This window comes from Streptomyces sp. NBC_00775 (assembly GCF_036347135.1).
Taxonomy (GTDB): Bacteria; Actinomycetota; Actinomycetes; order Streptomycetales; family Streptomycetaceae; genus Streptomyces; species Streptomyces lutosisoli.
In genome coordinates this window covers 5,112,596-5,134,352 of record NZ_CP108938.1, presented here as the reverse complement: position 1 = coordinate 5,134,352, position 21,757 = coordinate 5,112,596, and the positions used below count along the sequence as shown (strand labels likewise).

Below are 21,757 nucleotides of genomic sequence, written 5' to 3'. Positions count from 1 at the left end.
TGTATGGCGGACATCCACAGTCAATGGGGTGCCGACTGCCCGCGTTCGCCTGGAGTTGTCCGAGGGTTCGCGGGGCTGTCGGCTAACAGGAGACCCCTGGTCGGGGCTGAGGGTTGTACGTGAGTTCGGTAAATTTTTGCGGCTGGTGGGGCTGGTGGGGCGATTCGGATGAATAGGGGTGGTGGGGCCGGTGGGGCCTGGCGCCGGGTTCACGCCAGGCCCGGTCGGGTTCCGGGTCAGCCGAGGAGGCCGGTGCCGAAGGCGCCGTACGTACGGGACAGGCCGAAGGTGCCGGGGCCGAACGAGCGGGAGTTGCTGGTGCCGACACCGTCCGCGGAACTGCGCAGTGCGGTGACCGCGCCGACGCCCTCGTCCTCGAAGCCCGCGGCGATGGTGAAGTCGGCGCGGCCGTCCTTGTTCACGTCCGACAGGAGCACGTCGGAGCCGAAGTAGTCCATGGACTCGGCGGTCCCGGGGACACCGGTCGTGGCCTGCGAGAACGTACGGCCGCCGGTGCGGGAGACGCCCGAGGACGAACCGTTCATGAGCACAGTCGCGCCGGTGTCCTCCGCCGAGCCGATGTCCTCGAAGACGACGCCGATGGCGAGGTCGCCGTAGCCGTCGCCGTTGGTGTCGGCGATGGAGACCGACCCGCCGAAGCCGTCGTTCGCCTCGTCGGTGCCGGGAACTCCGGTGGAGTCCTGGGTGAGTTCGGCCATCGGCGCGTCACCGTTGATCGGGCCGCCCGCGCTGCCGCGGATGACGACGACCTGGCCGCCGAGGGTGCCGGTGTGGTCGTCCTCCTTGGTGAAGACGTTGCCGAGGGCGATCTCGTCGTAGCCGTCGCCGTCGATGTCGCCCAGCGCGATGGAGGTGCCGCCGTTGAGCGGGCGCGACATGGCGGTGTCCAGGCCGGAGGAGGCGCCCATGTAGGCGACGCCCTTGGACCAGCTGCCCGACGCGTCCGAGGTGTCGTCGATGCGGTAGGTGAGGACGAGGTCGGCCTTCTTGTCGCCGTTGGTGTCACCCGCCTTCATGGCGTCGGCGCCGTACTCCGCCTTCTCCGGCAGGTTGATCTTCTGCGCGGTGCCGGTGACACCGGCGGTCGTGAAACGGCCACGGATCATGTACACGTGCGAGGCGCCGGTACCGACGGCCAGGTCGGCCTTGCCGTCGCCGTTGAAGTCACCGGCGGTCAGCAACTTGCCCCAGTTGTCGTGCGCGGTGGGCGCCGGGTCCTTGACCGAGGTGCCGTTCTTGATGCCGGCCGCCGAGCCCCACAGCACGGTGACCGAGCCGCCGTCGACGTCCGAGCCGACGTCCTCGCCGGGGTCGCCGACCGCGAGGTCCGTGTAGCCGTCGCCGTTGAGGTCGGCCACGGCGAGCGCCTCGCCGAAGCTGTCCTCGGACTCGGCGGTGCCGGGCACGCCCGCGGTGTTCTGGCTGACGACCGTGCGCTTGGCGGGGTTGAGGCCGGTGGAGCTGCCGTAGACCACGGCCACGTAACCGGCCATGCCCTTGTCGGCGACCTTCGCGTACGGGGCGGCGAACGCGACATCGCCGTAGCCGTCGCCGTTGAAGTCCGCCTTGTACTGGCGGACCGAGCCGGCGGCCGACGCGGTCGCGGCCGAGCAGACGAGCAGCCCGCCCGTCAGCGCGACGGCGGTGGCCGTCGCGAGGGCGAGGCGCAGGGGGTGCGAGGGGCGCTGGGGCATGCGGGGGTCTCCTGCGGTCGGATGACATCGGATGACATACGGGTGATCAGGAGACCGGTTGTGTTGCGCAAGGGTTGTACGTGAGTTCGATGAGCCTGTGTTTTTCCTGTACAAGGCGGGCAGGTGGGCGGGCGGGTGCTTACAGGTGCTTACGCGTGCTTACGAGACCAGGAACTCCGAACTGGAGAAGGTGACCGTCGGCTTCGGCGCGACCAGCCCCTTCGCCGCCCCCGGATACAGGGCGACCGTGTCCCGCGTCTCTCCCCGGTACGTCCGCACCACCAGGTCCGCCCGCCCGTCGCCGGTGAAGTCGCCGACGGCCAGTACCCGGGTGGTGCCCCGGGCGGGCGGCTTCACGGTCACCGTGCCTTTCGCGGACAGTCCGGTCGTACGACCCCGCAGCACGCGCAACTCCGTACCGCTGGAGACGAGTTCGCTGAGGCCGTCCCCGTCGAAGTCGCCGGCGTCGAGCACCGAGCCCGGGGTGGGGACGCTGCCGCGGGCGGTGCCGGGGAGGTCGTAGCGCAGAGACGTTCCGCCCATCGAACCGATCGCCGCGTCGAGGGCCTTGCCCTTGCCGAAGCGGCCGAAGGCGACGTCGATACCGGTCGGCAGGGTGGTGCCGGTGCGGGTGGGGCCGGCCGGGCCGCCGAGGACGACGGCGGAGGGGGCGGTGCCGTCCGCCGCCGTACGGACGAGGAGGTCGTCGTAGCCGTCGCGGTTCACGTCGACGGCGGGCTCGGTCGGCACGTTGCCCGGGGAGACGAGCGGCTTGCCCGCCGCGCGCGGGGTGCCCTTGCGGCTGAACGGGCCGCGCAGATAGCTGAGTTCACCGTTGGAGGCGTGCACGACGAGGTCGTTCGCGCCGTTGCCGTCGAAGTCGCCGCAGACCGGCTGGTCCGGCCAGTCATTGCCGAAACGTGCCTGCGCGGGGATGGTGAGCTTCACCGCCTTGCCGGTCAGACCGGCGGGCGAGCCGAAGAGGATCTGGAGCGGGACGGGCGGCTGCCCCTGCCCGTCGTACGGCGGATCGGTCGACACGACGAGATCGGTGAAGCCGTCCTTGTCGAGGTCGCAGCTCGCCTCCGCGTCGAAGACCGCCGGGAGTTGGCCCTTGGTGGGCGCCGCCTGCTTCGCCGGGCTGAGCAACTGCCGTGCGCCGGGGGCGAGTCCGTGGGCCGTCCCCGTCCCGTAGACGATGCCGATGCCCGCGTCGTCGCTGTGACTCTGGTCCTTCACCAGGTCGTTGAGGACGAGGTCACGGTGGCCGTCGCCGTTGAAGTCGTCCTGGGTCTTGCTGCCCTTGCCGTGCGGGACGGGGAGGTGGGCGGGGGACTTGGCGCCCTGTGCGGGGGTGTGCCGGGTGGCTCCGGCGTCGGTGGTGGGGCCGCAGGCCGCGAGCAGCAGGAGGAGACAGCCGAACGCCGTCGCCGTCGGAGTCGCTGTACGTATTCCGCTTCCGCGCCTGCTTCTTCGCCCGCGCACCATTCACCCCGACCGCACCGTCGACAACAACCTGCACATGATGGCCCTGTTGTGGTGATGCGTTAAGGGTGCGGGCGTGCGGGATCGGTCACTTGCGAGGCGGAGTGCGTGGCGGAGTGCGTAGCGGCGAGACCTTGACAGCGACTCGGTGATGGTGCGTTTGTTCGGCAGGGGATCACGGGGATCACGGGGATCACGGGGATCACGGGGATCACGGGGATCACGGGGATCACGGGGATCACGGGGATCACGGGGATCACGGGGATCACGGGGGGAGAAGGTTTCATGCGCTCTGCGCTGGTCTGGACCGTGCGGGTGTGCGGGCTGGTGGGGTGGGTCGCGGCGGGGGTCGCGTGCTGGTGGCTGCTGGGTGTCTCCGCCGTGCCGCGGCCGTGGACCGAGCCGCTGGTGTGGGGAGGTGTGGCGGCGGGGTGCGCGGTCGTGCGGGTCGGGGCGCTGTGGGGGCTGCGGGTGCCGCGGCGGCGCGGGGACGGGGAGGCTGTCTCCCTCGCGAAAGCGGGTGCGCGGGCAGGGCGGGCCGGGCGAACCGAGGAGCTTGGCCGGGCGCCGCTGGACGACGTCCTCGGGATCTCGTTCGGCTCGCCGGGCTGGGTCAGGTTCCGTACCGGTGCCGTGTGGCTCCTCGTGGCCTTCGTCTCCGGGGCGCTGTTCGTCGGCGTGATGGGGGACTCCTCGGGCAACGACAGGATCGACGCCCTGCGCGAGGCGGGCGCCGAGGTGAGCGCCGCGACCGTCGTGGAACCGCCGCGCGCGGTGCGGGAGGACCTCAGCGACGACGTTGTACGCGGCTATATGTCCCGGCTGGTGGTCTCCGTGTCCGGCGGTCCCGAACGGCTCACCGTGAAGGGTGCGTACACGGACGCCAAGCCCCGCGTCGGCACCGAGGTCGAGGTCCTGTGGTCCCGGTCGGCGCCGCGCCTCGGCGGAGTCGTGCACGAGCGCGAGAGTCTGCGTACGCTCGCCGCCGGCCGCTGGGAGGCCTTTCCGGACGGGGCGAACGGCGGGGACGCGCTGGTCGCCTTCGTCCTCATCATGATCGTCGGATGCGTGCTCGGCGCCGTCTTCACCTTCGCGGCCGGGCTGGACGGACTGCGGCGGACGGCCTGGTCGCCGACGGTCCAGACGGTCCGTGGCGCGATGACTGTGGCGGTGTTCCTGGGCTGGCGGCCGCTGCTGCTGGGGCGCGACGCGAGTGCGCCCGAGGTGCCGTTCGTGCTGGTCGGCCTGGGCGGCTTCGTCCTCGTACTCCTCGTGTACGTCTTCTCGTCGCTGACGAGTTTCGGTGAGGACTGAGGAGCCCCAGGCCCGGGAGGGGGCCTGGAGGTATTCCAAACCGACCGCCAGGAACGGCGACGCCCCCTGCCCGGGTGGGACAGGGGGCGTCGGTCGTACCGATCGAGCCGGTCGAGCCGGTCGGGCCGGTCGGGCCGGTTACTTCACCGGCTCCGGCTCCGGCGCGCTCTCCGACTCGGCCTCGCCCGCCGGGGGCTCGTCGTCGACCGGGGTCTTGACGGACTCGAGGAGCAGCTGGGCCACGTCCACGACCTGGATGGACTCCTTGGCCTGGCCGTCGTTCTTCTTGCCGTTGACCGAGTCGGTCAGCATGACGAGGCAGAACGGGCAGGCGGTGGAGACGATGTCGGGGTTGAGCGACAGGGCCTCATCAACACGCTCGTTGTTGATGCGCTTGCCGATCCGCTCCTCCATCCACATCCGCGCACCACCGGCGCCACAGCAGAAGCCGCGCTCCTTGTGGCGGTGCATCTCCTGCTGGCGCAGGCCCGGGACGGCGGACATGATCTCGCGCGGCGGCGTGTAGATCTTGTTGTGGCGGCCCAGGTAGCAGGGGTCGTGGTAGGTGATCAGACCCTCGACCGGGGTGACCGGCAGCAGCTTGCCCTCGTCGATGAGGTGCTGGAGCAGCTGGGTGTGGTGGATGGTCTCGTAGTCGCCGCCGAGCTGCGGGTACTCGTTGCCGATCGTGTTGAGGCAGTGCGGGCAGGTCGCGACGATCTTCTTCGCCGACCTCGGCTTCTTCGTCGACTCGTCTTCGTCGTCCTCGCCGAAGGCCATGTTCAGCGCGGCGACGTTCTCCATGCCGAGCTCCTGGAACAGGGGCTCGTTGCCGAGGCGGCGGGCGGAGTCACCGGTGCACTTCTCGTCGCCGCCCATGATCGCGAACTTGACGCCCGCGATGTGGAGGAGCTCGGCGAACGCCTTCGTCGTCTTCTTCGCGCGGTCCTCAAGGGAACCGGCACACCCGACCCAGTACAGGTACTCGACCTCGCTGAGGTCCTCGATGTCCTTGCCGACGACCGGCACCTCGAAGTCGAGTTCCTTGAGCCATTCCAGGCGCTGCTTCTTGGCGAGACCCCAGGGGTTGCCCTTCTTCTCCAGGTTCTTGAGCATCGTGCCGGCCTCGCTCGGGAAGGCGGACTCGATCATCACCTGGTAGCGGCGCATGTCGACGATGTGGTCGATGTGCTCGATGTCGACCGGGCACTGCTCGACGCAGGCGCCGCAGGTGGTGCAGGACCACAGGACGTCGGGGTCGATGACGCCGTTCTCTTCGACGGTGCCGATGAGCGGCCGCTCGGCTTCCGCCAGGGCGGCGGCGGGCACGTCCTTCAGCTGCTCCTCGCTCGCCTTCTCATTGCCCTCCATGTCCTTGCCGCCACCGGCGAGCAGGTAGGGGGCCTTGGCGTGCGCGTGGTCGCGCAGCGACATGATCAGCAGCTTGGGGGAGAGCGGCTTGCCGGTGTTCCAGGCGGGGCACTGCGACTGGCAGCGGCCGCACTCGGTGCAGGTGGAGAAGTCGAGCAGGCCCTTCCAGGAGAACTGCTCTACCTGGCTGACACCGAAGACGTCGTCCTCACCGGGGTCGGTGAAGTCGATCGGCTTGCCGCCGGAGGTCATGGGCTGGAGTGCGCCGAGGGCGGTCTCACCGGTCGCGTTCCGCTTGAACCAGATGTTCGGGAAGGCGAGGAAGCGGTGCCAGGCGACACCCATGTTGGTGTTCAGCGAGACCACGATCATCCAGATGAACGAGGTGCTGATCTTGATCATCGCGGTCAGGTAGATCAGGTTCTGCAGCGTGGAGACGCTCAGGCCCTTGAAGGCGAGGACCAGCGGGTACGAGGCGAAGTACGCGGCCTCGTAGCTCTCCACGTGGTGGATGGCGCCTTCCAGGCCGCGCAGCACGTAGATGGCCAGGCCGATGGTGAGGATGACGTACTCGACGAAGTACGCCTGACCGGCCTTGGAGCCCGTGAACCGGGACTTGCGGCCGGCCCGCGAGGGCAGGCTGAGCAGCCGGATCGCCATCAGGGCGACGATGCCGAGGACGGTCATCACGCCGATGAACTCGGTGTACATCTCGACCGGCAGGAAGTCGCCGATGACCGGCAGCACCCAGTCGGCCTTGAACAGCTGGCCGAACGCCTGGGCGAGGGTCGGCGGCAGCGTCAGGAAGCCGACGGCCACGAACCAGTGGGCGAAGCCGACGATGCCCCAGCGGTTCATCCGCGTGTGGCCGAGGAACTCCCTGACCAGGGTCACGCTGCGCTGGTAGGGGTTGTCGGTCCGGGTGCCGGCGGGTACGCGCTGGCCGACCTTGAAATACCGGACGAACTGGCCGATGGCGCGTGCGAGGAGCGCGACGCCGACCACGGTCAGGACCAGCGACACGATGATCGCGGCGAGTTGCATTTGGGGGCTCCTCGGGCCTGCGAGGTGTTGCTTCGAGGGTGACCTCGAAGGTGATTACTAAGCGGTAACTTATGCAGTCCGTCTGAGACTACCTACATCTTCCGCCGCACTGTAGCCAGGGGGGCGGTGATCTGCGTCGCTGAGGGTTGCCTGAGCGGGGTGTCGTGGTTACGGGGGCCCGGGGCGGAGGAGGGGTTTGAGGACGTACTCGCGGATGGGGTGAGAGGTGATCCTGTGGCGCCTGCTCAGCACGGCTGCGCGCCAGCGGGACAGGAGGACACCGCTGACAGCGAGAGCGCTGAGGGCTCCCGTCAGCCATGGAAGTCGCCAGGAGGGGAGGCTCACGGCGCCTCCCAGGGCGCCGGACGCGCCGACCAGCGACAGCACGAGGAGGTTGCGGTGGCTGATGGGCGCAGACACGAACACGGCCGGTGTTTCCCGAGGGAGCACGTCCCAGCTCTCTTCCCCCGCGAACCCGGACTGCCGCAGCAGCGCCACGGCGGCACCCAGCTGCAGCCGGTCGGGCAGCATACGCAGCAGGGTCAGCCGGCGAGGGGACAGCCCCGCCGACTTGAGTGCGTCCTGGGCCTGCACGAGGACGAACGAGCTGAAGGAGTCGAGCGAGGACTCCAGGTAACGCGAGAGGTCGTCGGCCCGGATGCTCGTGCCGGCGGCACCCGAGACCCGGAACTGATGCATCTCGCCGACTGAATGGGGCATCGTCTCCGCCAGTTCGTCCGGGATAGCCACCCAGTCGGTAAGGCGTTCCTGCTCGCTACGATTGTGGTGCTTGATGACGCACAGCGCGGCGACGATGCGCGGATCGGGGGTCGGCAGACCGGTTCGCCACACGACCTCCAGCGTCTCCCACTGATCGATGATCCACGCGATCCTTCCGGCCAACTTGACCAGCGGGTCGTCGGGACCTTCGGCGAACGGGCGCCACACCCAGTCCAACCGCTCCGGTACGTCCCCCAGCGGAGCGGTACGCAGCTCGGCCTCCACCTCCGGGAGCGTCAACAGCTCACCGAGGTGGAAGGCGCACACAAGCTCTGACTGCAGACCTGGGGCGCGCCCCAGTAGATCGCTCAGGGCGCGCGCGGCCTTCGGTGTGCGGATGGTCCACAGCATGTGGACGGTATCGGCGTACGCGCCTGCCCCGTCCCAAGGGGCCATGAACGCGGGCACCGCGAGATCCCCCATCCCTGCCAACGCCCCCCACGCCGCATTGCTGGGGCGTGCCATCGCCGCCAGCGCCTCGGCGGCCCGGGGCAGATTCGTCGCCGCCAGCGCGCGTGCCGCCGTATGCCCCACCCCCGTGTCCTCCTCGGAACGGACCGTCTCCACCAGGAAGTCGAAGACCCGCACCCCTCGTTGCCGCCGGTCCCCCGCCACCAAGCCGAACGCGGCGATCATTTGCTCGTCGGCGAACTCACCCAGCCGCAGTCGCTGCCCGAAGTGGTCCAGGACCTCCTCGGCCAGTCCGTCATCCACCACATGCGCATCCGCCAGACACTGGAACGCCAGCACCGGATCCCGCCGGTACACCGCCCGTACGACCTCAGTGCAGTCCCGCGGTGCCACCCCGCACCACAGCCGCACCGTCTCCCGCCAGGCCTGGGGATCCGCCCCGTACCGCCGCAGCAGCCCCGCCGGGTCGGCGGCGAGGACGATCGCCGCCAGGTACTCCTGCAAGGTCAAATGCGCGAACTGATACCGCTCCCCGTTGTCCACGGCCAGCAGCAGCCCGCTGCGGTGGACGATCTCCTTCAGCACGTCCTCCGCGAGCGCCACGTCCCGGCCCTGTTGCTCCAGGACCGTCCGGACCGTCTTCAGGACCTCGTCCTCCGGCAGCGCCAGCCGGTCGTGGGTGCCGGAGGGGATGTCCTGGGCCGCGAGGGCGAGGTGCTGGAGGACCGCCTTCTTCAGAGGGAGCGCGTACGACGTCTGGCGACGGTCGGCCAGGAGGCTGCCGATGACCTGTTTGTAGAAGTCGGCGCGGGTGTGCGGGAGGACCTGGTCCGTGCCGGCGTACACGAAGTCGTAGAGGTACGCGATCATCGTCAGGAGCAGCGGATTCCGGGCCAGCGACATGATCTGCGGTGTGTCCCGGAGCGCGCCCAGGACCTGGTCCACCGTGTCCGTCGCGGTGCCCGCCCGCCACGGCCAGCCGCCCAGGAACCGCCGGATCAGGTGCTCGTCGAAGTCCCGCACCCGCAGCGTCTGGTCGAACTCCGTGAACTGGCCCTCGTACACCGCGACCCGGCAGGTCACCACGATCCGGCAGTCCGCGTACGTGTCCGCGAACTCCTTGATCAGTTCGACCACCTTGGCGCGCAGGTCGGTGGCGACCTCGTCAAGGCCGTCGAAGTACAGCGCGAGATCGCCCCTGCCCAGCGCCCCGGCCACCCAGGTGTCCGCGCGCGGGAAGCCGTGCCGGGCGAAGTGCCGGACGACGTGCTGCTCCAGGGTCAGGTCCGGGTCCTTGTTGAGGCGGTGGAGTTCGAGGAGTACGGGGATGTCGTCGAGGGCGCCCAGGTCCACTCGTGAACTGTCCGCCCGTACCCGCTCCCGCGCCCACATCAGTGATTCGTGGCGAAGGAGGAGGGTCTTGCCCGCGCCCGGCACCCCGAGCACCACGCTGTGCCGGGCCCGTCGCAGCGTCTCCGACAGTGCGGGGCGGTTCTCGGTGGTGGACTCGCCGCCGTACAGGGGTACGTACACCGACTCCATCGGCAGCTTCAGGGCCTCGTCGGCCTGGAAGGAGACCGGGAACTCGCGGTGGCGGCGGTACAGCTCCCGCGTGTACTTGGCGAGTGCCGCGCGGCGCAGGAGCCGGCTGCCGGCGAAGCGGCCGTACAGGAAGTCGAGCAGCAGTTTGACCTTGGCGACCAGTAAGTCCTTCGAGGCGAGCGCGAGGATTCCGAGCACGAATCCCCCGAGCCCGACCAGCCAGTTCCACACGGCGTCCCCCACCGAGCCCCTCGCGGTTTCCGAGCCTTGTCAGGCTCCCACGGGGACGTTCTCCCCGCTGCCGGTTCACCGGGACACCTCACGGTTCGTCAGGCCGTTCGTCAGGCCGTTCGGCAGGCGGTTCGTCAGGAGGTTCGGCAGGACACGTAAACCCGATCGTGTTAATCGCACGATACTGTGACAATCGCGCCTAAATTGGCGTCGTGTTGTACGGAATCACGGCCGCCACGGCCGCCCTGCTCCTCACCGCCGCGCTCGCCGCGCTCTTTCGGATGCTCGCCCTGCGCTTCGGCGTGGTCGAGCGGCGCCGGGTGCGGCCCGTTCCGTTGCTCGGCGGGGTGGCCGTCGTCGGCGGTACGGCGTTCGTCGCCGGGGTCGGGGACTGGATGGATGTCGCCCCGCTCGGCCCGGAGGCCGGGCGGCTGCTGGTCGTCGGGATCGGGGTCGCGCTGGTCGGTCTGGTCGCCGATCTGCGGGCCGTACCGCCGGTGGTGCGGATGGCCGCCGTGGGTGTCGGCGCCGTGCTGACCGTGCCGTACGACGAACTCGGGCTGTTGGGTGCGGTGGTGGGTGTCGTCTGGATCGTCTTCGTCACGCATGCCTTCGGCTCGCTCGATCATGCCGACGGGGTGTTGGGGACGGTCGGTGTCATCACCGCGTTCGCGCTGAGCGGGTGTGCGGCTGCCGAGGTCATGGACGGGCTCGCGACGTTGCTGAGCGTGCTGGCCGCCGCGCTCACCGGGTTTCTGATGCACGGGTGGCCTCCGGCGCGGATCGTGCCGGGGCGGTGCGGGGCGTTGTTCGCGGGGTTTGTGCTGGCCTCTGCGGCCGTGCTCGTTCATGCCGGGCAGGAGGACGGGGCGGGGGTCGGGGCCGGGTTCGCGCTGACGGCGGTGGCCTGTGCCGATGTCGTGCTGGTGCTTGTGTCGCGGCGGAGGGTGGGGTGGCCGTTGCTGCGTTCCGCCCCGGACCACCTTGTCCATCGGCTGCGGAGGCTTGGGCTGACCCGGCAGGGGGTCATGGTCGTCATCGGCTTCGCCGCGTTCGCCGGGGCGCTGGTGGGGCTGGCCATCGATCTGCGGTGGGTCGGGGCGGGGGCCGCGTGGTGGGTGGTGGGGAGTGTCGGGCTTGTCGCGGTCGTGGGGGGCTTGCGTCCGGGTTCTCGCCCCCGCCGCCCCTACCCGATCCCATCCCCTGGGGGCTCCGCCCCCAGACCCCCGTATCGGCCTGAACGGCCTCGTCCTCAAACGCCGGACGGGCTGAAAATTGCGGGCCGGAGCTGAAGATGCCCGGCCGGAGTCGAAGATCCCCGGCCGGGACCGAAGATTCCCAGCGCCGGGACCGAAGATCGCGGGCCGGAGCCGAAGATCCCCAGCCAGGGCCGAAGATTCCCAGCCGGGACCGAAGATTCCCAGCCGGGACCGAAGATTCCCAGCGCCGGGACCGAAGATCGCGGGCCGGAGCCGAAGATCTCCAGCCGGAACTGAAGATCTCCATCCGGGACTGAAGATTCCCAGCCGGAACTGAGGACCCCCGGCCAGGACCGAAGATCGCGGCCGGCGAATTGAAGATCCCCGGCCGGGGCTGAGGGGGCCGAAGGGGTGACGAAAGTCCTGCCCGTCCACCCCACCCCCCACGACAAACCCCCAGCTCACCGCCCACCTGCGCGTAAGCAACAGATAAGAGTTGAGCCCCTCCGACTCAGCTCTGTTGACCGGGCGGCGACGGTCATGCACACTTGAGTCCGTTCCACTCAAGTCATTGCTGGAGGAATCGAAATGGCACGTGCGGTCGGCATCGACCTGGGCACGACTAACTCCGTCGTCAGCGTTCTTGAAGGCGGCGAGCCCACCGTCATCACCAACGCAGAGGGCGCCAGGACCACGCCGTCCGTCGTCGCCTTCGCCAAGAACGGCGAAGTGCTCGTCGGCGAGGTCGCCAAGCGCCAGGCGGTCACCAATGTGGACCGGACCATCAGGTCCGTGAAGCGTCACATGGGTACGGACTGGAAGATCGAGCTCGACGGGAAGCACTTCAACCCGCAGCAGATGAGCGCGTTCATCCTGCAGAAGCTCAAGCGGGATGCGGAGGCGTACCTCGGTGAGAAGGTGACCGACGCGGTCATCACCGTCCCGGCGTACTTCAACGACTCCGAGCGTCAGGCGACGAAGGAAGCCGGTGAGATCGCCGGTCTCAACGTCCTTCGTATCGTCAACGAGCCCACCGCCGCCGCGCTGGCGTACGGCCTCGACAAGGACGACCAGACGATCCTCGTCTTCGACCTCGGTGGCGGCACGTTCGACGTGTCCCTGCTGGAGATCGGTGACGGCGTCGTCGAGGTGAAGGCCACCAACGGTGACAACCACCTCGGTGGTGACGACTGGGACCAGCGTGTCGTCGACTACCTGGTGCAGCAGTTCAAGGCCGGTCACGGCGTGGACCTCGCCAAGGACAAGATGGCCCTCCAGCGCCTCCGCGAGGCCGCCGAGAAGGCCAAGATCGAGCTGTCCTCGTCCACCGAGACCTCGATCAACCTGCCCTACATCACGGCGTCCGCCGAGGGCCCGCTGCACCTGGACGAGAAGCTCACGCGCGCCCAGTTCCAGCAGCTCACCGCCGACCTTCTGGAGCGCTGCAAGACGCCGTTCCACAACGTCATCAAGGACGCGGGCATCAACCTCTCCGAGATCGACCACGTCGTTCTCGTCGGTGGCTCCACCCGTATGCCCGCCGTCGCCGAGCTCGTCAAGGAGCTGACCGGTGGCAACGAGGCCAACAAGGGTGTGAACCCGGACGAGGTCGTCGCCATCGGCGCCGCCCTCCAGGCCGGTGTCCTCAAGGGTGAGGTCAAGGACGTTCTGCTCCTTGACGTGACGCCGCTGTCGCTTGGTATCGAGACCAAGGGCGGCATCATGACCAAGCTCATCGAGCGGAACACGACGATCCCGACCAAGCGGTCCGAGATCTTCACCACCGCCGAGGACAACCAGCCCTCCGTGCAGATCCAGGTCTACCAGGGCGAGCGCGAGATCGCGGCGTACAACAAGAAGCTCGGTATGTTCGAGCTGACCGGTCTGCCGCCGGCCCCGCGTGGTGTCCCGCAGATCGAGGTCGCCTTCGACATCGACGCCAACGGCATCATGCACGTCACGGCCAAGGACCTTGGCACGGGCAAGGAGCAGAAGATGACCGTCACCGGTGGCTCCTCGCTGCCGAAGGACGAGGTCGACCGGATGCGCCAGGAGGCCGAGAAGTACGCGGAGGAGGACCACGCCCGCCGCGAGGCCGCCGAGACCCGCAACCAGGGCGAGCAGCTCGTCTACCAGACGGAGAAGTTCCTCAAGGACAACGAGGACAAGGTCCCCGGTGACGTCAAGACCGAGGTCGAGGCGTCCATCGAGGAGCTGAAGGCCGCGCTCAAGGGCGAGGACACCGCCGAGATCCGTACGGCCACCGAGAAGGTCGCCGCCGTCTCGCAGAAGCTGGGCCAGGCCATGTACGCCGACGCCCAGGCCGCGCAGGCCGCCGGTGGCGCCGAGGGTGCTCCGGGTGCCGAGCAGGCCAGGGCCGACGACGACGTCGTCGACGCCGAGATCGTCGACGAGGAGCGCAAGGACGGTGCCGCGTGACGGAGGAGACCCCGGGCTTCGAAGAGCAGCCCGACGTCCCCTCCGGCGCCACCCCTGAAGACGCCGAGCCGAAGGCCGCCCCCACGGAGGGGGCGGCCCCGGCCGGGGACGCGGCAGCAGCAGCCCAGACGGCCGGTCTGACGGCCCAGCTGGACCAGGTGCGTACGGCGCTCAGCGAGCGCACGGCGGACCTCCAGCGGCTCCAGGCCGAGTACCAGAACTACCGCCGCCGGGTCGAGCGCGACCGGATCGCGGTCAAGGAAATCGCCATCGCGAACCTCCTGACCGAGCTCCTGCCCGTGCTCGACAACATCGCCCGCGCGCGGGACCACGGCGAACTGGTCGGCGGCTTCAAGTCGGTGGCCGAGTCGCTGGAGACCGTCGCGGCGAAGATGGGGCTCCAGCAGTTCGGCAAGGAGGGCGAGCCCTTCGACCCGATGATCCACGAGGCCCTGATGCACTCGTACGCGCCGGATGTCACGGAGACGACGTGCGTGGCGATTCTGCAGCCGGGGTATCGCATCGGCGAGCGCACCATCCGCCCCGCTCGGGTGGCCGTCGCCGAGCCCCAGCCGGGGGCGCAGACCGCCAAGGCCGACGAGGCGGAGGCGGCCTCCGCCGGCGACGACAAGGAGACCGGTGGCCCGGACGAGGGCTGACGTTGAACGCATGAGGAAGGAGGGACGTCGAGGATGAGCACCAAGGACTTCATCGAGAAGGACTTCTACAAGGTTCTCGGCGTCCCCAAGGACGCCACCGAGGCCGAGATCAAGAAGGCGTACCGGAAGCTCGCCCGCGAGTTCCACCCGGACGCCAACAAGGGCAACGCCAAGGCCGAGGAGCGCTTCAAGGAGATCTCCGAGGCGAACGACGTGCTCGGCGACCCCAAGAAGCGCAAGGAGTACGACGAGGCACGCGCCCTCTTCGGCAACGGCGGCTTCCGTCCGGGTCCCGGCGCCGGCGGCGGCAACTTCAACTTCGACCTGGGCGACCTCTTCGGAGGCGGTGCCCAGGGCGGAGCGGGCGGGGCCGGCGGCTTCGGCGGCGGCATCGGTGATGTGTTCGGGGGCCTGTTCAACCGCGGTGGCGCGACCACCGGCACCCGGACCCAGCCCCGGCGCGGCCAGGACATCGACACCGAGGTGACGCTCAGCTTCACCGAGGCGGTGGACGGCGCGACGGTCCCGCTGCGGATGACGTCCCAGGCGCCCTGCAAGGCCTGCTCGGGCACCGGCGACAAGAACGGCACACCGCGCGTGTGCCCGACCTGCGTCGGCACCGGCCAGGTCGCGCGGGGTTCGGGCGGCGGTTTCTCGCTCACCGACCCCTGCCCGGACTGCAAGGGCCGCGGTCTGATCGCGGAGCACCCCTGCCTGGTCTGCCAGGGCTCGGGCCGCGCGAAGTCGTCCCGGACCATGCAGGTCCGCATACCGGCCGGGGTGAGCGACAGCCAGCGGATCCGGCTGCGCGGCAAGGGAGCACCCGGCGAACGGGGCGGCCCGGCGGGCGACCTGTACGTCACCGTCCATGTCGACGCCCACCCGGTCTTCGGCCGCAAGGACGACAACCTCACCGTCACCGTGCCCGTCACCTTCGCGGAGGCGGCGCTGGGCGGGGAGGTGCGCGTGCCGACACTCGGCGGCCCGCCGGTCACCCTCAAGCTGCCGCCGGGCACGCCCAACGGCCGCACGATGCGGGCCCGCGGCAAGGGCGCGGTCCGCAAGGACGGCACCCGCGGCGACCTTCTGGTCACCGTCGAGGTCACGGTCCCCAAGGACCTGTCGGGCAAGGCTCGTGACGCCCTGGAGGCGTATCGCGAGGCGACCGCGGAAGAGGACCCGCGGGCGGAGCTGTTCCAGGCCGCGAAGGGAGCATAAGAGAGCCATGGACACCACCGGGCGTCGACGCAACCCGTACGAACTGACCGAGGAAACCCCGGTCTACGTCATCTCGGTGGCGGCCCAGCTCTCCGGCCTGCACCCGCAGACCCTCCGCCAGTACGACCGCCTCGGCCTGGTCTCGCCCGACCGCACCGCCGGGCGCGGCCGTCGCTACTCGGCCCGCGACATCGACCTGCTGCGCACCGTCCAGCAGTTGTCGCAGGACGAGGGCATCAACCTGGCCGGCATCAAGCGCATCATCGAGCTGGAGAACCAGGTCGCCGCGCTCCAGTCCCGCGTGGCGGAAATGGAGGCGGCCCTGGACGGCGCGGCGGCCGCCATGCAGCAACGCGAGGCCGCCGTCCACGCCTCGTACCGCCGTGACCTGGTCCCGTACCAGGAGGTCCAGCAGGCGAGTGCGCTGGTGGTGTGGCGGCCGAAGAAGGCCAAGGACTAGGCAGCCCGCACACGGAAGGGGCCCGGAGATTTCTCTCCGGGCCCCTTCCGTGTGCGGGCTCAGAGTCAGTAGTCCCAGATGCCATACGCCGTCGACGTGGTCGCGGCCTGCGCGCCGACGGAGTCCAGGCGGACGACACGGTAGTAGTACAGACCCAGCGCGTCCTCGTGGACCGTGGTGTCCATGGAGAACACGGCGTCGCCCATCGTGCCCTCGGTCAGGGTGACATAGGCGGCCGAGACCGGGTCCCAGCGCTCCACGCGGTAGCTCACGAACCGGGTGCAGTCGCCGAGACCGGAGCTCTCGGAGCAGCCGACGTACAGCTCCGGGTACTCGTCCGCACGGATTTCGGTCCCCGTCCAGCCGGGCGGCCGGGTGTCGGGGACTTCGACCGACACCTCGGTGGTGTGGAAGAAGTCCGGGCCCTCGTCCTCGTACAGATGGAAGCGGTCCGCGGCGGCCACCTTGTAGACGTGGGTGGCGCCGTCGGGGACGGTCGGGCAGAGGACCTCGGTCGCGGCCGAGCTATGGGTCCAGCAGTTCTTCTCCCAGACGGTCTCGCCGGTGTCCGGGTCGGTCATGCCCTGCCACACGTAGTACTCGGTGACGTCGTCGTCGGCCGGCGGCGTCCAGGTCAGCCGTACGCCGAGCGGAACCCGCTCCGCGGTCAGGTCCTGGACCGGGTCCGGGCGCTTGGTGTCCGGCATGGTCGCGGTGGCGGCAGGGCCTGGCTGCGACTCATGGCCGTACGGATCGATCGTCACGACCGTGTACTCGTACGTCGTCTCGGACGCGCCGGAGACGTCCCGGCAGGCGCCGTTGATCTGCCGGGAGCCGGCGTAGGCGGGGGCGTCGCCGGTGTTCCAGGTCCAGTACGTCTTCGGGTCGGTCAGCGGCAGGTCCTGCGAGCTGTTCGGCTTGCACCCGGTCACCACGCTGCTCTCGCCGGTCGCCTTGTCAGTACGGACGATCCGGTACGTGAGCAGCGGCTGGTTCTCGCCGTAGGTCCACGGGTCGGCGCTGCTCCACTCGATCGACACGCCCTCGCCGTAGTTGACCGCGGTGGTCGCGAACGGCGCAATCGCCTCCGGCCGGTCGGCCATCGACAGGGCGACCTCCACCGGGGCGGCCGCGTTGCCCTTCGCGTCCACGGAGCGCACCACGTACTTGTAGGTGTCGGCGACAGCCACTCGCTGGCGCGGCACGACATCGGTCCGTGTCGTGGTGGTCGTGGTGGTCCCCTCGGTGAGGGCTTCGACGTATCCGCCGGTCGCCGGGTCGTACTGCAGGACCTGGTACGAGGCGGCTCCGGCGACGGGCGACCACACGAGGTGGGGAACGCCCGACTCGTACACGACGTGGGCGTCGGCGGCGGTCGCCGGCGGTGTCAGATCGGAGGTGGTGAACGTGGTGGCGGCCGAGTACACGGACCAGTTCCCGGCGGCGTCGCGGGCCCGCCCCCGGTAGGTGACCTTGCTGCCGTCGGCCTGATAACCGGTGTCGCAGATCGCGCCCTTGGCGCCGGAGTACACGGTGGTCCAGGTGCTGCTCGCCGCGTTCAGGCGCTGCATCTCGTACCACGCGATGTCGGCCGCGTTCGCCGCGGTGGTGACCAGCTCCGGGGCCGCGTAGGGCTGGTCGGCCGGGCAGGAGTCCATCTCCACGAACGGTGCGGCGGGCGGGGTCTTGTCGACGGTCGTGACGCCCTGGTCCGCGGTGCCCGTCGACTCGTTGCCGGCCCTGTCGTAGGCGCGGACCTCGTAGTAGTACGTCTCGCCGGTCGCGGGCGGGATGTCGGTGTACGAGGTGGAGGTGGTCGTCGCCAGGGGCTTGGTGCCGTACGAGGTGCCCTTGAGGCGGCGGTAGACGCGGTAGCCCGCGAGGTCCATCTCCTTGTTCCTGGACCACGTCAGGGCGGCCTTGCCGGTCGCGGTGGTGTACGTCACCGCGTCACCGGTCGGGGTCAGCGGCTTGACCGTGTCGACGCTCGCCGCTGTGCGTGGGGTGTACGCGAAGCTGACATTCGCGGCGCCCGTCCAGTTGACGAAGTCGACGCGCAGGGTGTGCTTGCCGGAGGGGATGGTGACGTTGACGGTCTTCTTCACCGTCGAGGACACGTTCTTCCAGAGGTCGACCTTGCGGACGCCGTCGAGGTAGACCCGTAGGCCGTCCTGGGTGGCGACGGGGAGGGCGAAGGGGCCTCCGGAGCCGAAGTCGCGCGTCACCGTCCAGCGGACGCCGAAGTTGTTGGTCGGCAGCCCCGAAGCCGGAGCACCCGACCCCCAGTTCTGGTCGATCGCCGAGTCGCAGTCCGTTTTCTTCGGTGTGCCCGAGAAAGTGGTGTTGGCGAAGAACTGCCGCTTATAGACCGGTGATGCGCAGGTTGTCGCGGCGGAGGCGGGCGCGGCGACTGCGGTGAGCAGGGCGCCCGTGGTGGCGAGCACGAGGGCGGAGGAGACCGCGGCCGTCGTGCGTCTGGCTGGGTTCATGCGTTCCTTCAGGAGTGCCGATCGTCGCCGATCGTCAACGGGAGGTAAAGCCGTTGACGATCACGACTCCTGAAGTGGCCACTTGGTTGTAGGCAGTTGCAGTGACTTGTGCGACTCAGGGTGAAGCTGAGGGGATTGCTGGAAGGCGAGGGCGTAACCTCTTCCCATCGTGTTCACTTGGGGAACACAGAACGCTGTTGCCATCTCGTTAAGTGGTTACTCCTTGACGCTGAGGTGATCGCCGCGTTGGCTTTCAGCCACCTGGGTCGCAATGCTGCAACCTCGCCCGGAAGGCACCTGATGTGAACACTCGTAACGCCCGGCTTCGTCGTACGGCCATATCCCTGGCCTCGTCCGCGATGGCCGTCACCCTCGCCGGCTGCGGCGTCGTGGACGGAATCGGCGGAAGCAGCACCAAGGCCAGCCCCACAAAGGGCGACGACATCCAGGTGGGCCTGCTCCTCCCGGAGAGGGAGAACACCCGTTACGAGAAGTTCGACTACCCCATCATCAAGGCGCAGGTCGAGAAGCTCACCAGCAACAAGGGCAAGGTGGTCTACGCCAACGCCGAGCAGGACGCGGCCAAGCAGAACCGCCAGCTCCAGCAGATGGTGGACGACAAGGTCGACGTCATCCTGGTGGACGCGGTGGACTCCAAGTCCATCGCGGCCGGCGTGCAGAAGGCCAAGGACGCCGGCATCCCCGTCATCGCGTACGACCGCCTGGCGCAGGGCCCGATCGACGCGTACATCTCCTTCGACAACGAACTCGTCGGCGAGGTCCAGGGCAAGGCCCTCGTCGAGGCGCTGGGTGAGAACGCCGCCTCGAAGAAGATCATCATGATGAACGGCGCGACCACCGACCCGAACGCGGCGCAGTTCAAGGCCGGCGCCACGTCCGAGCTCAAGGACAAGGTCGTCATCGCCAAGACGTACGACACCAAGGACTGGAACCCGGTCAACGCCAAGGCCAACATGGAGAAGGCCATCGCGGCCGTCGGCCTCAACAACATCGCCGGTGTCTACTCCGCCAACGACGGCATCGCGGGCGCCGCCATCGACGCCCTGAAGACCGCGGGCGTCAGCAAGGTCCCGCCGGTCACCGGGCAGGACGCCGAGCTCGACGCGGTGCAGCGCATCGTCAAGGGCGACCAGTACATGAGCGTCTACAAGTCCTACCCGGACGAGGCCAACGCCGCGGCCGAGATGGCCGTGGCGAAGGTCCAGGGCCGCTCGATCGAGTTCGACGCCCTCACCCGCGACAAGGTCGACAGCCCCACGAACAAGGACGTTCCGGCCCAGCTCGTGCCCGTGGTCGCCCTCACCAAGGCCAACATCCAGGACACGGTGATCGCGGACGGCATCTACACGGTCAAGCAGATCTGCACGGCCGTGTACAAGGCGTCGTGCACGGCGATCGGACTGAAGTAGAGCGGTAGAGCGGTAGAGCGGTAGAGCGGTAGAGCGGTACGAGGTACGCGGGCCGGGCGGCTGCCGGTAAACCGTTCCCGGTCCGCGGATGTCTCACAGGATGACCGCACGTCGCACCGCACGTCGCACCGTACGTCGTACGGTGCGACGTACTGTCATCGTCCTGCTGGAGGCACCCCGTGGCCATGATCGGCCTGTTCTGGATAACCGAGGAGAGTGTGCACCTGGGTGCCGAGCCCGAAGGACAGGGGCGCGGCGTCCGGCTCACTCCCGAGGGCCTGAAGGCCGTCGGCGCGGACCAGCGGGGATCCTGGGCCTGGGCGGACGTCCGCGCCGTCGACGTCCACCACGTCCAGGTGCGTGCGAGCACCGGCTGGCTGATGCACAGCGTCGCGGACACGGTCCTCGACCTCGGGGCAGGCATCGGCGAGGCCCCGCCCCCCTTCGAGCTCCACGTCCGCACGGCCACCGACGAGACAGCCGAGCTGACCGTGCACTGCGCGGTGCCCGGCGGCTACGTCCAGTCCGAGTACGAGCTGTCCCTGGAGCTGCTGCACCGGTTCGTGGACGGTACGGCGGACGTGGCGCGGCTGCTGGAATGGGGCCGCGCCGAGGGCGGCGGCACGACACCGTGGCGCCCGGCGCGGGAAGCGTTGCTCAGGAGCTGGGCGACGACTTGATGTTCCGCGACTTGATGTGTCGCAGCAGTGCGGTGAGCCCCTGCGGGGCGGTGGTTATGACCGTTTGGGGCTCGTCGCTCTCGCGGAGGCGGATCGTTCCGTCGGGGGTGGTGGCGATGAAGAGGCAGTTCGCCTGATCCTCGCTGAACGATGACTTCTGCCAGGCCGGTTCGGACATGGTCAGGCCTCCTGAAGGCTGTAGAGCAAGTGCTGAAGCAGGGCCAGGGAGTCACGGGACTCGTGCGTGGATGCGGATACCGCGGGATCCAGGGGCGGCAGGGCCGCAGCGCGGAGGCGGTCGAAGCGCTGGCGGTATTTCAGGACCGCGCTGCCCTCGTGGATGTAGACCGTGGCGGCCGGGTTCTCGACGAGAACCGTCTGCAGGGCCGACCCGTGTGAGTCGGCCAACAGGAACGGGGTGCTGAAGGCGGACAGCCCTTCGGCCGTGAACGGCAGCACCTGAATGGTGACGCGCGGCAGTTCCGCCATGCGAATCAGGTGCAGGAGCTGTCGGCGCATGACGGGCACGCCGCCGAACCGCACATGCAGGGCCGCCTCATGAATCACTGTGTGCAAGGACGGCGGCTCGGGCCGGGTGAGGATCTGTTGCCGCTCCATGCGGAACTGGACGGCCCTCTCCAGGTCGTCGTGCGGGCGATCGCTGGACCGGAAGATGGAGCGCGTGTACTCCGGCGTCTGCAGGATCCCCGGGATGAACAGCGACTCGTACGAGAAGAGCGCGTCGGCGGATGCTTCGAGTTCAGCGAGATCCAGCACGGGTTGAGCGAGCGCGCGGCGGTACTCGGTCCACCAGCCTTTGCCACTGTCCTCGCTCATCGCGACCAGGGCCTCGATCAAAGGTTCTCGTGTGCACCCATAGGCGTGGCATAGTGCGCGCAGTTTCTCCGCCGGAATCGCGGTGCGGCCGGCTTCGACGTGTCCCAGGTGGGCGCGACCCATGGCGATGATCTCACCGCCCTCCGTCACGGAGTAGCCCACCTGTTCGCGCAGCTTCCGCAGTTCGGCACCGAGGCGTCGCTGCCGTTCTGTGGTGCTGGTGCGCAGTGCCAACGTGCTTCCTCTCCCACTGGGTTGGCGCCAGTCTGCCCCGCCCGAGCGGCGGGGGCCACCTATTCCGGCGAATAGGTTGCACGCGGTAACCCTTATTCCCTACCGTGAGTGTTGCGCCACTAACTCTCCGGAACTGTATCGGAGTTGTCCAACTCCCCCTGCCCACAAGCGAAAGCGCACCCGATCCGCCCCCCAGCCGGAGCCGGACACTGCCATCGC

Annotated in this window: 15 protein-coding genes; 8 read left to right on the top strand and 7 right to left on the bottom strand. The window is 69.1% G+C overall.

The features are described from left to right. Positions 1-236 precede the first annotated feature (236 nt). Together OIC96_RS22860 and OIC96_RS22855 are read right to left on the bottom strand one after the other, a co-directional pair. Positions 237-1,715 (bottom strand): FG-GAP repeat protein, encoded by a 1,479-nt coding sequence (locus OIC96_RS22860; RefSeq protein WP_330306042.1) that lies wholly within the window; start codon positions 1,713-1,715, stop codon positions 237-239. A gap of 159 nt (positions 1,716-1,874) precedes the next feature. Next, positions 1,875-3,200 carry an FG-GAP repeat domain-containing protein gene (locus tag OIC96_RS22855; RefSeq protein WP_406501844.1) on the bottom strand — a complete coding sequence of 442 codons (1,326 nt, stop codon included), beginning with the start codon at positions 3,198-3,200 and terminating at the stop codon, positions 1,875-1,877. Positions 3,201-3,485: 285 nt separating this feature from the next. Between OIC96_RS22855 and OIC96_RS22850 the strand changes: the two genes are divergently transcribed. Next, a complete protein-coding gene (locus OIC96_RS22850) occupies positions 3,486-4,514 on the top strand; it encodes a hypothetical protein (RefSeq protein ID WP_330306043.1) in 1,029 nt (342 codons plus the stop codon). A 138-nt stretch (positions 4,515-4,652) separates the two neighbouring features. Here OIC96_RS22850 and OIC96_RS22845 read toward each other — a convergent pair whose 3' ends face one another. Beyond that, complete coding sequence (locus OIC96_RS22845) at positions 4,653-6,929, bottom strand: (Fe-S)-binding protein (protein WP_330306044.1); 2,277 nt, start codon at positions 6,927-6,929, stop codon at positions 4,653-4,655. A 168-nt stretch (positions 6,930-7,097) separates the two neighbouring features. Further along, a complete protein-coding gene (locus OIC96_RS22840; protein ID WP_330306045.1) occupies positions 7,098-9,905 on the bottom strand; it encodes an NACHT domain-containing protein in 2,808 nt (935 codons plus the stop codon). 200 nt (positions 9,906-10,105) lie between these two features. Here OIC96_RS22840 and OIC96_RS22835 point away from each other — a divergent pair, with 200 nt between their 5' ends. From OIC96_RS22835 to OIC96_RS22815, 5 genes are all read left to right on the top strand, one after another. After that, complete coding sequence (locus tag OIC96_RS22835) at positions 10,106-11,185, top strand: MraY family glycosyltransferase (protein ID WP_330306046.1); 1,080 nt, start codon at positions 10,106-10,108, stop codon at positions 11,183-11,185. A gap of 495 nt (positions 11,186-11,680) precedes the next feature. Beyond that, positions 11,681-13,531, top strand: coding sequence for a molecular chaperone DnaK (gene dnaK / locus OIC96_RS22830; RefSeq protein WP_330306047.1), 1,851 nt, complete (start codon positions 11,681-11,683; stop codon positions 13,529-13,531). Then, on the top strand, positions 13,528-14,190 hold the full coding sequence (gene grpE / locus OIC96_RS22825; RefSeq protein WP_330306048.1) for a nucleotide exchange factor GrpE: 663 nt from the start codon (positions 13,528-13,530) through the stop codon (positions 14,188-14,190). The genes dnaK and grpE overlap by 4 nt, the downstream gene beginning before the upstream one ends. A 33-nt stretch (positions 14,191-14,223) precedes the next feature. Beyond that, positions 14,224-15,408 carry a molecular chaperone DnaJ gene (dnaJ, locus tag OIC96_RS22820; RefSeq protein WP_327430334.1) on the top strand — a complete coding sequence of 395 codons (1,185 nt, stop codon included), beginning with the start codon at positions 14,224-14,226 and terminating at the stop codon, positions 15,406-15,408. A 7-nt stretch (positions 15,409-15,415) separates the two neighbouring features. Then, the gene (locus OIC96_RS22815; RefSeq protein WP_330306049.1) at positions 15,416-15,868 is read left to right on the top strand and encodes a heat shock protein transcriptional repressor HspR; all 453 of its coding nucleotides are present in this window, start codon (positions 15,416-15,418) and stop codon (positions 15,866-15,868) included. A 65-nt stretch (positions 15,869-15,933) separates the two neighbouring features. Here OIC96_RS22815 and OIC96_RS22810 read toward each other — a convergent pair whose 3' ends face one another. Then, positions 15,934-18,357, bottom strand: coding sequence for a PA14 domain-containing protein (locus OIC96_RS22810; RefSeq protein ID WP_330306050.1), 2,424 nt, complete (start codon positions 18,355-18,357; stop codon positions 15,934-15,936). A gap of 302 nt (positions 18,358-18,659) precedes the next feature. Here OIC96_RS22810 and OIC96_RS22805 point away from each other — a divergent pair, with 302 nt between their 5' ends. After that, the gene (locus OIC96_RS22805; protein WP_406501846.1) at positions 18,660-19,787 is read left to right on the top strand and encodes a sugar ABC transporter substrate-binding protein; all 1,128 of its coding nucleotides are present in this window, start codon (positions 18,660-18,662) and stop codon (positions 19,785-19,787) included. A gap of 185 nt (positions 19,788-19,972) precedes the next feature. Then, positions 19,973-20,467: a hypothetical protein gene (locus tag OIC96_RS22800; RefSeq protein WP_330310213.1), complete on the top strand. Its 495-nt coding sequence runs from the start codon at positions 19,973-19,975 to the stop codon at positions 20,465-20,467. Here OIC96_RS22800 and OIC96_RS22795 read toward each other — a convergent pair. Beyond that, positions 20,445-20,645, bottom strand: a complete 201-nt coding sequence (locus tag OIC96_RS22795; RefSeq protein ID WP_330306051.1) for a DUF397 domain-containing protein — start codon at positions 20,643-20,645, stop codon at positions 20,445-20,447. The two genes, OIC96_RS22800 and OIC96_RS22795, sit on opposite strands and share 23 nt — an antisense overlap. 2 nt (positions 20,646-20,647) lie before the next feature. Then, on the bottom strand, positions 20,648-21,538 hold the full coding sequence (locus tag OIC96_RS22790) for a helix-turn-helix domain-containing protein (RefSeq protein ID WP_330306052.1): 891 nt from the start codon (positions 21,536-21,538) through the stop codon (positions 20,648-20,650). Positions 21,539-21,757 lie beyond the last annotated feature (219 nt).